Below are 15,188 nucleotides of genomic sequence, written 5' to 3'. Positions count from 1 at the left end.
TTTGTTTGTAGCCAATAACGTTATAAAATGTATCTTTTTCCGGTGTTTGCCTATGTTTCTGGGGCAGATATTGTAGCACTTGACGAACACTGGTGTTTGAGCTGACAGACACTGGACTTTGAGCCGACAGACGCCAGTGTTTGAGCCGACAAAGGCCAGTGTTTGACAAAACAAGGATTCAGTACCCAAAAATGACCTTTATCGGAACCAATTGTATCCCTTGAAAAAGGATGGCAATGAGTAATGACAACTTGTTTTTTTGTAAATTTGCAGTGTAACTATGGCCAATTTCTTAAATCGCTACATTATGAGACACCTATTTCCCGTTTTTCTGCTGATTGTAGTAGGGCTGCTGATTGCACCTTTCCTAAAAGCGCAATCACACGCGGATAAGATTTTAAAAGATGAGATAACCTCAGACTTGAAAGAGAATATCCTCTCTTTTTGGGAAAAATACAGTGTAGACCCTTCCGGAGGTTTTTACGGTTCATTGGGACGTGACGGTGCCCCGATAGCGGATGCTCCCAAAGGAGGCGTACTGAATGCCCGCATCCTCTGGACTTTTTCAACCGCTTATCGGATGTATGGCGATGCTGCCTACCGCAAACTGGCTGACAGGGCGCAACGCTATTTCATAGACCACTTCATCGACCCGCAGTATGGAGGCGTATATTGGCTGATAAAAGCAGACGGTACTCCACTGGATACGGACAAGCAGACTTACGGCTGCTCTTATGCCATCTACGGTTTGTCCGAACATTTCAGAGCAACAGGCAACAATGAAAGCCTGCAAAAAGCCATAGAGCTTTACCGGACCGTGGAGAGCAAAATCAAAGATCCCGTAAACGACGGTTATATAGAATCCTTTACCCGCGAATGGGGAACTCCCCAAAAGTTGGGATATGATGGAGATGGTGTTGCCACCAAAACAATGAATACCCATATCCATGTATTGGAGGCATACACAGCGTTATATAAAGTATGGAAAGATGACGGCCTTCGCGAGCGCCTTGCAAAAGTGATAAACTTGATAACAACCAAACTGTATAACTCACAAACACATCACCTGATATTATACTGTGATTCAAACTGGAACAATCTGGATGACATCGACTCTTACGGGCATGACATCGAAACTTCCTGGCTGCTGACGGAAGCTGCAGAAGCTCTGGGTGACCCGGAGGTCATCGGGAAATGCAGGAAAGTGGCTTTGGAACTTGCAGACGCCTCCTTGAAAGAGGGCATCAACCCAATGGGCGCCATGATGTACGAACGGCATAAGGACAAAATCAGGAAGGATGCTTCCTGGTGGTGCCAGGCGGAAACTGTGGTAGGATGCATCAATGCCTGGCAGCTGACCGGTGAACAATCTTATCTGGGCAGTGCCGTCCGTACCTGGAATTTCATCAAGTCCCGGATGATAGACAAGGAGTATGGCGAATGGTTCAGAACCGTGCTGGAAGATGGGACTCCCCGCTACAAGGAACCTAAAGCAAGTATGTGGAACTGTCCCTATCATAACAGCCGTATGGGGTTTGAGATTGATACAAGACTGAAATGACAACCTTTTATATATTTGATATAATGAAGAATTTACGAATTTTCCAGTTGGGAATGGCTGCATTGCTGTGTGGCATATTGTCTCAGCCGCTTTCTGCCCAGACGGAAGTGATGGCATGGAGCAATATCACGGGTGTCCGTGTAGACGGTGAATTGATAGACTTTGAGTCGTCCCTGCGTGTCGGAACCTTGAAAGGAGATATGGAGATTACTGGAAAGGAGAAGCAGGTCCGTCCCGTTTTCCATCGTGAAGGGGACATGCAGGAAGTGACGACTACTCTGCGAGGTATAAAGTTCCATCAGAAAGTGACGGACAAGGGAAAAGGTCTGGTGGAGATTTCTATTGATGCGCTGTCGGACACTACTCTGAACCAGTCAGCCTATTACTGTATCGCCCTAAGTCCGGAAAACTATACTGATGTCAAAGTAAGAACAAGTGGCAGGAAGCTGACCGCTACTTCGGCCAATAGGAAGTTGGAATTCAAGTTCAATAAATCTGTAAAGGCCACGGTTGAAAAAGAATCCACCGGTACCGTAGTTTATATCTCGCTGATGCCGACTCTGAAAAAGGCTGGGAGAACTGCATTGTCCATGGCACTGCATGCTTCCGGAGTGATAGATCATAGTGACGCGGAAATTATATTGGATATGCAGAATCCGGGAAGTCTGTTTACAGGCTTTGGAGGGAATTTCCGCCTGCAGAATCCTGCTGCCGACCCTAAAGTGATAGATTACTGTCTGGAAAATTTGCGTGTAGCCTATGGACGTGTGGAATTTCCGTGGAGATTGTGGCAACCGGAAGAGGAAGCCGACCCTATTGCCACCGCACAGAATGGGGGACTGAACAAGCGGGTGGAGGAAAGTCTCCTCATGGCAAAGCGCTTGAAGGCGATGGGAATGCCGGTAATACTAAGCTGCTGGTTTCCGCCTGCATGGGCCATTGACGGAGGTCCTGCAAGTTATGCTCGTCAAGGCGGTGTCATTGCTTATCGTCTGGATAACCGGAAAAAGGAGAAGATTTATAAATCCATGGCAGATTATCTGTTGTATGCCAAACAGCATTATGGTATTGAGTTCTCCATGTTCTCGTTCAATGAATCGGATTTGGGTATTGATGTCCTCCACACTCCGCAAGAACATGCAGATTTCATTAAGGAGTTCGGTGCTTATCTGGCAGGGTTGAATCTTCCTACCCGCATGCTGCTTGGCGACAATTCGGATGCCACGACTTTCGATTTTATCCTTCCTGCTTTGAACAATCCTGAGACTCATAAGTATATTGGTGCAGTATCTTTCCATTCATGGCGTGGTTGTGATGATGTTACGTTAAAGAAGTGGGCGGATGCTGCCAAAGCGATTAATGTACCACTCTTGGTTGGTGAGGGTAGTACGGATGCCGCTGCTCATGGTTATGCCGAGATATTCAATGAGTCGACGTTTGCACTTTATGAAATCAATCTGTATACGCGTATTTGTGCCATTTGCCAGCCATTGTCCATCTTGCAGTGGCAGCTTACTTCAGACTATTCGTTGTTGTGGGGAGACGGCATTTATGGTTCCAAAGGTCCTTTGCGTCCTACGCAACGTTTCTGGAATATCAAGCAACTGGCCTCCACTCCGGCCGATGCCTTGGCCATTCCGGTCAGTAGCAGCAAGAAAAACGTAAACTGTGCGGCTTTCGGAAATATGGTGCGTGGGGAATATGCCGTCCATATGGTCAATAATGGGGCAGATTGCGAGGCGGTCATCTCCGGTATCCCTGCAGAAGTGAAGGAACTGAAAGTCTATGTGACCAATACAAAAGACTGCATGAAGGAAACTGCAGTGAAAGTGGAGAATGGGCAGGTACGGGTACACTTGCCGGCCATCAGTTTCATTACCTTATTGTCTGATAAATAGTTTTGAAATAGAATAATATAAATGATTACTAAAGAATAGTGATATGAATATAACTACATGTCTGTTTACAGTTCTGGGAGGGATGGTCACTTTAGGGCATCCTTCAGAAACTATACGTTTGAATCAGTTAGGGTACTATCCCCAGCAGGAAAAAGTAGCTGTGGTGAATACCGGTGAGGTCCGTGAATTTACCATAGTAGATGCAGCCACGGGTAATCGGGTATTTTCCGGTAAGCCCGGATATATTGCTTCATCTGCTTGGTCGGATAAGAGCAGGACGATATTGGATTTCAGTGACATCACGGCACCGGGAAACTATTTTCTGATGGTTAACGGAGATTCAGTGGCATTCGAAATAAAAGAAAGAGTACTGTCCCCTTTGGCCGATGCTGCTTTGAAATCTTTCTATTACCAACGTACGGGCATGCCCATCGAAGCGACTTATGCGGGTCGGTGGAGCCGTCCGGCAGGCCATCCCGATGACAAGGTACTGATACATCCCAATGCTGCCGGGCCGGAACGTAAGGCGGGAACGGTGATTTCTTCTCCGGGAGGATGGTATGATGCCGGAGACTATAACAAGTATATTGTGAACTCCGCCTATTCCATTGGACTGATGCAGGCGATTTATGCCCGCTTTCCTGATTATTTTATCCGTCAACAGGTGAACATCCCGGAGAGCGGAAACCACACGCCCGATTTGCTGGACGAGATGTACTATAACCTGAGATGGATGCTGACTATGCAAGACCCTGCCGACGGAGGAGTCTACCACAAGCTGACTACCCCTTCGTTCGAGGGATTCATCAAGCCTACGGAGTGTAAGCAGCCTCGTTATGTGGTTCAGAAATCAGTAACGGCGGCATTGGACTATGCTGCGGCTTTGGCGCAGGCTTCTGCCTTGTTTACTCCTTACGAAGAGGATTATCCGGGCTTTTCGACAGTGGCTTTACAGGCTGCCGAACGTGCTTACGCCTGGGCAGAAGCGCATCCGCAAGCGCTCTATCATCAGGACCTCCTCAACAAGCAATATCAACCTGCCGTGGTTACGGGAGCTTACGGTGATCGTAGTGCCGATGACGAATTCTTCTGGGCGGCTTCCGAGCTCTATCTTGCTACGGGAAAGCCCGTTTACCGGGAACAAGTGAAGAAGCATCTGCCGACTGCATATAAGACTCCTTCTTGGGGCAATACCACTGCGTTGGGCGTGTTTGCCTGGCTGCAACCGGGCAGGGAATATCAGGGTGAAGACGTGGAATTGGCAAATGCCATGAAAGACCTGTTACTGGACTATGCTGTCGAGGCTGTGCGGGGTGCTGACCGCTCTCCTTTCCATGCTCCTTACGGCAACGATGCCAAAGATTTCTTCTGGGGATGCCTTGCCGAAGGGTGTGCTAACCAAGCCACTTCACTGGTTTGCGCCTATTTGCTTACGGGCGAGAAGTCGTACCTGACGAACGCCTACCGCAATATGGACTACATTTTAGGAAAGAATGCTACGGGATATTGTTATGTTACCGGTTTCGGGATGAAGAGTCCTCTGTATCCGCACCATCGTCTTTCTACATCGGATGATATAGAGGCACCTCTTCCCGGTTTCCTGGTTGGCGGTCCCAATCCTGGGCAGCAGGATGGCATTGCTTATGCTTCCAACCTGCCGGATGAGTCTTATGCAGATGTGGAGGGTTCGTATGCTTCCAATGAGATAGCCATTAATTGGAGTGCCGCTTTGGTGGCGTTGGTGTCTTCGTTGGATGCTTTGATGTCAAAATAATGTTGCTATTCAGCCTGCTGCCTTATAAATTCGGATGGGCTGATGTTGAACTCTTCTTTAAAATGTTTGGAGAATACCTTGGGGGAGTTATACCCCAAGGTATATGCAATTTCCGAAACTTGCATCTGGCTTTCTGTCAAGAGTTGTTGTGCACGTTTCATACGGATGGTCCTGATGAATTCGATGGGTTTCTTTCCCGTTATCTTAATCATTTTCTTGTAGAAATAGCTGCGTGATATATTCAGGCTGCTGGCCAGCTCCTCGACGGAAAACTCGGTTTCGCTGATATTGTCCTCTACAATCTGGATGGCTTTTTCCACCAGCTGCCGGTCAAGGGGAGTGATGGTGATACGGCTTGGCTCGATTTTAATGTCCTGATTGAATATTTCCTGACGTTTGACGTTCATCTCGATAATCTTGTTGATGCGCAGCTTGAGGACTTCCATATTGAAAGGCTTGGTGATATAGTCGTCTGCACCAACGCTAAGCCCTTCCAATTGGTGTTCTTCACTTGCCTTAGCTGTCAGGAGGATAATGGGGATATGGGAGTAGCGTATGTCATTCTTGATGGTTGAACATAGTTCCAGACCATCCATTTCGGGCATCATGATGTCACTGACCACTAAATCAATATCTTCCTTTTCCAGTACATTTAGTGCATGTTTTCCGTTTGTGGCTTTTAATACATGATACTGCCTGGCAAGACTTTCAGAGAGAAATTTCAAGAAGTCGTAGTTGTCATCTACGAGTAGTATGGTGAATGGATGGGATTCTTCCTTTATTTCCGGTTCTTCGACCGGTTCTCCGTTTTTGGTTTCATTACTGTTCTGGTGCAGGGGTAGGGTAATCAGGAATACAGAACCACAAGGCTGGTTATCCCTGACACAGACAGTACCCTGATGCATCTTTACGTATTCGGAAACAATGTGCAGTCCAATGCCGCTGCCTCCGTTGCTCGACTGGTTTTTGCTCGACTGATAGAATCTTTGGAATATTTTCTCCTTGGATTTATCTTCTATGCCGCAACCGGTGTCGGTAAAGGTCAGCTCAAGATTTGTGCCTCTTACGGCAATATCCAGTGAGATGCTTCCTTTATTGGGAGTGAACTTGAATGCATTTGACAGGATATTTGTGCATATCTTGCGTATCTTGTCATAGTCGAAATCCATGAATACAGAATGTTGTGGAGCGGTAAGGCTATAGCTGATGTTCCGTTTCTGTGCTATCGGATCGAAAGAGTGGAATATTTCACTCAGAATGATAAGGATGTTGTCATGTTTGCATTTCAGGGTTTCAGCCTTGGCATCCAGCTTTCTGAAATCCAGCAGTTGGTTAATCAGTTCCAGCAGATAGTCGGCATTTTGTTTGACCATATCCAGAATACCTTTACGATATTCGGGATGGTCTACGAAAAACTCTTCAAGCGGATTGATGATAAGTGACAAGGGAGTCCGCAGTTCGTGGCTTATGTTGGCAAAGAACTGTAGTTTCATATTGTTGATTTTCTGCTGCCTTTCATTTTCCATCTCGATGGCTTGCATGATTTGTTTCTGCTTTTGGCGTAAGCGCAGATTGCGGATAATGGACAGAAGGATACACAAAATGATACCGGTATATATGGTATAGGCCCACCAGGTGCGCCACCAAGGAGGGAGTATCTTTATTTTCAGTTCCTTGATGTTGGGGCTCCATATGCCTTGTGAGTTGCATGCCTTGACGGATAAAGTATAGTTTCCGGCAGTCAGCATGGATAGGTTTACTTTGTTGTTTTCGGCATAAATCCAGTTGGAATGAATCTTATAGGCATATTTTATCTTATCCGTTTCCACCAGGTCGAGAGCGGAGAAGGACAGAGTGAATGAATTTTCCTTTTCAGTGAAGGAAAGGTGTTGTGCACATTCAAGTGAGCTGCCGTTCAGGATGTCCGGATGGGGCATTCCGGATTTGAACTCAATACCGGTAAGGTAAATGTTGGCATCATAACTTGTGGTCAGGATGTCTTGTGGAATGATAGTCTGGTAACCTTGAGGAGTACCTATCAGTATATTGCCGTTCTGCAGTTTGAGGATGGCGTGGACATTGGTATCGTTGCATATCAGTCCGTCGCTTACGGAGTAGTTCACGATGGTGTATGTATCGTTTGTTATTTTGATTCGTGAGATGCCGTTGCCGGTGCCAATCCACATTTGGTTGTTGTTGTCTTCCGTGATGGCTCTGACGAGATTGGCGGCAAGCCCGTTTTTCTGGTCAAGGAAGTAGATGGAGTCGTTCTTCTGGTTCCATATGCTCAGTCCGTGTGGATGTCCTATCCAAAGAAGGTCCCGGCTGTCCTTATAGACAGTGAGCATATTGTTCTCCTTGAAACGGCTGGCTTCGGCGTATATATTATAGGCTTGGGTTTCCGTATCGATAATAATGAGTCCTCCTCTGGTTGCTACGTAAAGGGTGCTGTCTTTGTCATAGTACATATCACGGACAAAGAATTCTCCCGGACGGTACAAGATGATGTCAAACTGCCCGGTTTCCGGATTTAACCTCTGTATATATCCTTTCATGGTACCTATCCAGATGTATCCGTGTTTGTCCACCTCTACTGTATACACATTGTTTTCGAGAAGCTGGCTGTTGCTTACCGTGTATTGTTTGATTTGCCCTTTCGAGTAGCATAGCAGTCCTTTCTGGAAGGTGCCTATCCATAGGCGGTTTTTGGAGTCGATGGATAAGTCGACTACAATATTGGCGGGAGTTGCTATCTTTTCGTATGAATCGGTCACCAGTGAACGTCGGATTAGTCCCGTACCGTCTGTTCCGTAGTAAATGGATTCCTGGCTTGTGTCTTCGCAGAAGGTTAGGATATCATCATATTCCAGGGATTTGTTGCATAGTATGATTTGAGACATGGGGCTATAATAGGAAATACCGTGTTTGAAATTCCCTATGTATATGGTTCCGTCTTTGTCCCGGTAAATGGTATTCAGATTGTTGCTGGCAATGGTGTGCGGTTTCAATGGATTGTGCACCAAGTTGGTAAGAGATTTGGTCAGGGCGTTGTAAACGAACAACCCCATATGGCTGGTAAGTATCCATACGTTGCCGTCTCCCAGGTCGAGGATGCGTTGCACGCGATTGTACTGTATGTGAGTGTTATTGTTCAGGCTGATGTTCTCCCATTGCTGTGTAAAACTGTTCTTGTGCAAAAGCAGGCTGTTTTGGAAGGTGTATACCCATAGGTTTTCGTTTTGGTCTATGTAAATGTGTGGCTCATGATTCTCCAGCAAAGGTCTATAGATGGCGGGAATGGCTATTTCCTTGACTTCGGAAGTCTGCTTGCTGATACTGTATAGGATACCGTTGGAGTACATTATATAAATGAACTGGACACCTATATAGAGGCTTGAAATCTTTTCAACTGCCAGTGGATAGGCTTTGATGGAGCTGTTGTCCATGCTTCGTATGTAAAGTTTGGAATAGTCGTAGGCCCAAAATTCATTCTTGGAGGTTTTTCCCATCCTCAGAATGTTTTTACTGGGGATTTGCAGCCCATCGAGTATGGGTTTATAGTCATTGTCGAATTTACCGGTCTTATAATTATAGATACTGTAGCCGCTGGAAGTCCTTATCCATACATTGTCGTCCGGTCCTTCGAAAATTTCGCTGATGGCATCGTCCGGCAGGTTGGAGTCGTTCTGGTAATACTGCTGGAAGGAGTAGCCGTCGTATTTGTTGAGTCCTGATTCTGTCCCCACCCAGAGGAATCCCCTATTGTCTCTGTAGATGCTTCGGATACTGTTGTTGGAGAGTCCTTCTGTTGTAGAGAGCTGCTTGAACATGACAGCCGGCGGGATTTCCGTTGAGTTACTTTGAACAGTAAGGAGAAAGGTCAGGTTGCATATAAGGAATAGGAGCAGTTGTTTCATGTATTTTCTTTATTAGAAGGATTAACAATATTGTAACTGCAAACTTAAATATAATCCTCCGAACGAGCAAGGGAAGATTTGCGTATTCGCGTGGGATGATATCCTCCGTTTGGTGAAAAATAGTATGCATTTTGTTTCCAATGACCCTATATGGGTTCTATGAAACAAAACCGGATATTAAAAGACATTTTTAAGGCATCTGTGTTTCCTTTAAGAAAAATACATTTGCAGGCAAGATCATTTAAATCCTAATAGTATGAAGAAAGAACTTTTAGCAGTGGCGATGCTGTTGTTTGCCGGCGGCAATCTGTTGGCACAGCCACATGTCAATGACGGTACTTCGTATCTGATGAACCAACCTCTGGACATGAGTACCGATTTCCGTGACTTGAGTAATACTTTGTTTTTTGCAGATCACCTGGAGTCATTCGATGCCAAGTCGGGTGAAGGGCTGGTGAACTGGAAACGCGGGCATCTGATGCCCCGTCAAGCCTTCAATACCAACGGTGCACAGCCCCGTAAAATGAGAATGCTTGATTTTCCTTTCACTGCCTATGAAAATGACCCCAACCTCAAATTCAAGATTGACTTTGTAACTCCGCGTACGGTACGTATCCGTATGCTAACGACCCCGGTGGAACCTAAACCTGCCGCTTCCATCATGTTGGCAAAGGAACCGGGCAGGGATGGAAGCTGGAAAGTTGCCGAGACGAATGACAAGATTGTCTATTCCAGTGACTATGGAACCATTCAGATTAACAAGAATCCCTGGAGAATCGTCTTGAAGGATAAAGCCGGACGTATCTTGAGCCAGACTGCCGCTTTGAGTGATGCGGACTCTACGCAGGTAAAATATACACCGTTCTGTTTTGTGAAGCGGGGAAGTGACAATGCCCGCCGCATCAATCCGGTATTTACCTTGACTGCGGATGAAATGATTTTTGGTTGCGGAGAGTCTGCCACTGGGCTGAACAAGGCCGGACAGAAGGTGAACTTGTTTGTTACAGACCCACAAGGGCCTGAGACGGACCAGATGTACAAACCGATTCCTTTCTTTATGAGTAACCGGGGATATGGCATGTTTATGCATACATCCGCTCCCGTGACTTGTGATTTTGGTGCTACCTATATTGGGCTGAACAAAATGTTCATGGGTGACGAGAACCTGGATTTGTTCGTTTTCTTCGGCGAGCCGAAAGATATTCTGGACGAGTACACCGATTTGGTAGGAAAGCCGGGCATGCCCCCCTTGTGGTCTTTCGGTACGTGGATGAGCCGTATTACCTATTTCAGTGAAAAGGAAGGTTATGATGTAGCGGCCAATATCCGTAAGAACAAGTATCCGTGCGATGTTATCCATTTCGATACCGGCTGGTTTGATGTGGACTGGCAGTGTGACTATAAATTCTCCGAGAACCGTTTCCAGAATCCACAGCAGATGTTGAAGGATTTGAGGTCACAAGGTTTCCATGTATGTTTGTGGCAGTTGCCTTATTTCACTCCTAAAAATCGTTATTTCTCTGAACTGATAGAGAAAGACATGTATGTGAAAAATGGAAATGGTGAACTTCCCTACGAAGATGTGGTGCTCGATTTTTCCAATCCGGAAACCGTAAAGTGGTATCAGGACAAACTGGCGGGATTGCTGAATATCGGTGTCAGTGCCATTAAAGTAGACTTCGGCGAGGCTGCTCCACTGAACGGTATTTACGCTTCCGGCAAGAGCGGATGGTATGAGCATAACCTCTATCCGGTGCGTTATGATATGGCAGTGTCCGAGATAACCAAGAAGTTGCACAACGAGAATATAATGTGGGCACGTGCCGCATGGGCCGGTTCCCAGCGTTATCCATTGCATTGGGGCGGTGATGCTGCAACTACGAACACGGGACTGCTGGGTACGCTTCGTGCAGGCTTGTCCTTCGGCTTGTCCGGTTTCTCCTTCTGGAGCCATGATATGGGCGGCTTTGTAAAATCCACTCCGGAGGACTTGTATTGCCGCTGGATACCGTTCGGTTTTCTTACTTCCCATACCCGCGCGCATGGGGCACCTCCGACAGAGCCGTGGTTGTACGACAGCAAGCGTGTGCAGGATGTCTTCCGCAAGAGTGCGGAGATGAAGTACCGTCTGATGCCTTATGTGTATGCTCAGGCTAAGGAATGTACAGAAAAGGGCTTACCGATGCTAAGAGCCTTGTTTGTAGAATTTCCCGATGATCCGGGAGCATGGAAAGTGGATGACGAGTATCTCTTCGGTTCGCAGATTCTGGTTGCCCCCTTGCTTGAATCCGGTATGACGGGCCGCACAGTTTACCTTCCCGAAGGAAAATGGATAGACTACCAGACAGAGAAAGTCTACGAAGGTGGATGGCACCAAATTGAAGCAGGCAGTCTGCCGATAATCATGCTGGTACGTGACGGTTCGGTACTTCCTCATCTGAAGTTGGCGCAGTCCACTGTTGAGATGGATTGGAGCAAAATGAACCTGAAGGTATACAGTGCTGACAAGAAGCAGGCGGAAGGATTGGTTTGTCTACCTGCCGACAACCGTATTCAGGTTGTGAAAGTGGATTGTGGAAAGGCCAAACCGCAACTGTTGAACCAGGTTGAAGGCACTTCCCTGAGTTTCTGAACTTAATCTTTGAAAATCTATATTGAATTCACCCCTGCCGGTATGGAAGAGAAAGGGATATAGTTACCGAAATCTGTGTTACTATGGTGGCACAGATGTGCCTTCCCAATGGCACGGCAGTGCCTCTATAGTGGCACAAAATTGTGTCGCATATCTTTTTCCCGATGTGCTTATGACCGGGGTATTTGTTAAACCTAAGTATTTAGTATTTATGAGAAATGTGATGAAGTATTTGGGTATCATGTCAGTATCGCTGGCATGTGCCGGACCTCTCTTTGCAACAAGCGTACAGCCGTTTGCAGGTGTCACTGTCGTACAGCAGAGTGTAGTTACTGTGAAGGGCCAAGTGGTGGATGAGAAAGGCGAGCCCATCATCGGTGCCAATGTCATTGTGGAAGGTACGACAAACGGTATGATTACCGATTTGGACGGTAACTTCTCCTTGCAGTGTCCCGTAGGTTCTACGCTGAAGACTAGTTACATCGGTTATCTAGCGCGAACGGTCAAAGTAACCGGGAATATGAATGCTCTGAAAATTACTTTAAAGGAGGATACCGAAACCTTGGATGAGGTAGTTGTTGTGGGCTACGGTACGATGAAGAAATCCGACCTCACCGGTTCTGTGGCTTCCGTGAATGCGGAGGAAATGATGAAGCGGAATCCGGTGAACTTGGGACAAGGTTTGCAGGGAGCTGCGGCAGGTGTATCTGTCATCCGTTCTTCCGGTGACCCGGAAGGAGGTTTCTCCATCCGTATCCGCGGTGTGGCAACCGTGAATGGTTCTGCCGACCCACTCTATGTAGTGGACGGTGTGCAGGTAGGAACTTCTATCGATTTCTTGAATCCTAATGATGTAGAGTCCATCGAAATTCTGAAGGATGCTTCGGCTACGGCAATCTATGGTACTCGCGGTGCCAATGGCGTCATTATGATTACTACCAAGAACGGCGGTAAGGGTAAGGCAAAGGTAAACTTCTCGGCCAACTATGCCCTTCAGTTCAATTCGAATAAGATTGATGTGGCTGATGCGGACTTGTTTGCAAGTGCTGTACGTTCCGCTGTCAAGAATGACGGTATTGCCATGACCAATCTGGCGTATGGCGAGGATTACATAGGCAGACTGAATAGCATTGACTGGCAGGACGAAATGTCACGCACGGCATTACAGCAGAACTATAATCTTTCTGCTTCGGGAGGCAGCGAAAATACCCAAGCCAATTTATCTCTGGGTTATTTGAACAACCAGGGTATCGTGATTGAGTCGAATTTTAAACGCTTGACGGCACGCGCTAATATCACTCACAAAGTGAAAGACTTCCTGCATGTAGGCTTGAACTTGAACTATGCACATTCGGAAAAGATGGGAGGAGGCAACCTGAGAAACTATGCACAAGCCATTCCAACCATGGATTATGTAGAGGACGGTGTTTTCTATTCCATGCCTATTGTGTTGCCCGACGGTACTTGGGGACATTACAAGAAAGAAGGCAATGGAGACGTGAACAAGGGAGCTGACAATCTGGTTGCTGCTGCCAAGACTGCTGACAGTATTAATAAATGGGACCGTATGCTTGCTAGTGCTTTCCTACAACTCGATTTGTACAAAGGGTTGACTTTCAAGACTATTGCCAGTTATAATTATTATACAAAAGGTTATAATGGCTATACAGCCTATAATGATAGAACCTTTGGAACTCAAGACCGTAAGGACTCGTTCTCGCTGAACCAGAGCCAGTCCACTTCACTCGGTCTGGAAGCGTTCTTGAACTATGACTGGTCCAATGAGCATCACCGCGTAAGTGCAATGGCCGGTTTCTCTACCAGCGATACGAACGGTGCCTGGCTGAATTCCAGTGCCAACGATTTTCCGGCAGACAACATCCGCAAAATTTCATTGACCAATGACCCATCGTCTAAGCAAACGGATGGTGGGCTGGATTTGAAGACAAGATTCCTTTCTTACTTCGGCCGTCTGACTTATACTTTGAACGACCGCTATATTGTGACTGCAACGGTACGCCGCGACGGTTCTTCGAACTTTGGTGCCGGCAATCGTTATGGTACATTCCCTTCCGCTTCTGTAGCTTGGCGTCTTTCCGAGGAAAAGTTCATTAAGGATTTAGAACTGTTCAGTAACTTGAAGTTGCGTGCCGGATGGGGACAGACCGGTAATGCGGGCAATGGTACCAACTTGTCCATAGCACAGTTGTCTTCGGCAAATGCAATGTACTGGTTCTTTAATGGTTCGAGTGTGATTAACGGTGCCGGTATTGCCCAGCAGAAAGAAATTGATACCAACCTGAAATGGGAAACCAATGAGCAGACAAATATCGGTATTGATTTTGCCTTTATGAACAATGAGCTTTCTTTCTCTGCCGATTACTTTATCCGTGACGCAAAGGATCTGCTTCTGTATCGCCAGATTCGTCCTTCTACCGGTTTCTCCAATGTCTATACTAACGCGGGACATATCCGTAACTCAGGTTTCGAGTTTACTGCTGCGTGGAACAAGAGCTTCAGCGATTGGAATATCGGCATAAGGCTGAATGGGTCTACTCTGAAGAACGAGGCTATTGAAGTCGGCGATCCGATATTCAGCAAGTCAGGTTCAGCACAAGATGGCGACAACTGGGACAACCACTCCATTACACAGAACGGCTATCCTGTAGGTTCCTACTATGGCTGGAAGGTAGAAGGCATTTTCAGAACCCAGGCCGAAATTGATGAAATGAATAGGCTGGCGGTTGAAAAGGGAGTTGAAAGTGGTGTATATCAGGACAAGACTACCCAGCCCGGCGACTATAAGTTTGTTGATTTGAATGGTGATGGGCAGATTACCGATGCCGACCGTACTGTTATAGGCAATGGATATCCCAAGTTCACTTACGGAATGAACCTTACCGCTTCCTGGAAAAACTTTGATTTCTCGATGAACTTGTACGGTGTAGCCGGTATGGATATCCTTTCTTATTCTTCGGCCCGCTTGACCTCAGTCTATGCACCCGACGGCGGTTATCAGAATGTACTGAAGGAATATATCAATAATGCATGGTCATCTTCGAATACCGGCGCCAAATATCCGCGTATCACCAAGACAGACTATAATAAGAACATGCGTGTGTCCGACGCCTACATCCAGAAGGGGGATTATCTGAAGATTTCAAATATTCAGATAGGATATACATTCCCGAAGAATGTGCTGAAACCGGTGAAAATGGAAAATGCACGCGTATTTGTCAGTGTCGACAATGTATGTACCATCTCTTCGTACAATAAGTTCGGCGATCCGGAAGTCGGTGACTCCAATGTATTGTATTCGGGATTTGACGGAGGACGTTATCCGTTCCCGATGTCGGTTACTTTCGGTCTGAGTGTACAATTCTAATACTAACGGATAAAAAATATG

General features: G+C 46.5%; 6 protein-coding genes. 5 read left to right on the top strand and 1 reads right to left on the bottom strand.

Going from position 1 to position 15,188, the window contains the following annotated elements:
* Window positions 1-307 precede the first annotated feature (307 nt).
* From H1A11_RS15360 to H1A11_RS15350, 3 genes are read left to right on the top strand one after another with little or no spacing between them, the layout of a single operon-like run.
* The gene (locus H1A11_RS15360) at window positions 308-1,561 is read left to right on the top strand and encodes an AGE family epimerase/isomerase (RefSeq protein ID WP_181757407.1); all 1,254 of its coding nucleotides are present in this window, start codon (window positions 308-310) and stop codon (window positions 1,559-1,561) included.
* Between the two features lie 23 nt (window positions 1,562-1,584).
* Entirely contained in the window at window positions 1,585-3,459 is a 1,875-nt protein-coding gene (locus H1A11_RS15355) for a hypothetical protein (protein WP_255461462.1), read from the top strand.
* 43 nt (window positions 3,460-3,502) lie between these two features.
* Window positions 3,503-5,233, top strand: a complete 1,731-nt coding sequence (locus H1A11_RS15350; RefSeq protein WP_181757405.1) for a glycoside hydrolase family 9 protein — start codon at window positions 3,503-3,505, stop codon at window positions 5,231-5,233.
* A gap of 5 nt (window positions 5,234-5,238) precedes the next feature.
* Here H1A11_RS15350 and H1A11_RS15345 read toward each other — a convergent pair whose 3' ends face one another.
* Entirely contained in the window at window positions 5,239-9,150 is a 3,912-nt protein-coding gene (locus H1A11_RS15345) for a two-component regulator propeller domain-containing protein (protein WP_181757404.1), read from the bottom strand.
* A 256-nt stretch (window positions 9,151-9,406) separates the two neighbouring features.
* Here H1A11_RS15345 and H1A11_RS15340 point away from each other — a divergent pair, with 256 nt between their 5' ends.
* Window positions 9,407-11,782, top strand: a complete 2,376-nt coding sequence (locus tag H1A11_RS15340; protein ID WP_181757403.1) for a TIM-barrel domain-containing protein — start codon at window positions 9,407-9,409, stop codon at window positions 11,780-11,782.
* A gap of 211 nt (window positions 11,783-11,993) precedes the next feature.
* Window positions 11,994-15,167 carry a TonB-dependent receptor gene (locus tag H1A11_RS15335; RefSeq protein ID WP_255461461.1) on the top strand — a complete coding sequence of 1,058 codons (3,174 nt, stop codon included), beginning with the start codon at window positions 11,994-11,996 and terminating at the stop codon, window positions 15,165-15,167.
* Window positions 15,168-15,188: the final 21 nt, after the last annotated feature.

This window comes from Bacteroides sp. CACC 737 (genome assembly GCF_013874375.1).
GTDB classification, from domain to species: domain Bacteria; phylum Bacteroidota; class Bacteroidia; order Bacteroidales; family Bacteroidaceae; genus Bacteroides; species Bacteroides uniformis.
The sequence above is the reverse complement of the archived record's forward strand: the minus strand, read 5'-3'. Positions and strand labels throughout refer to the sequence as shown.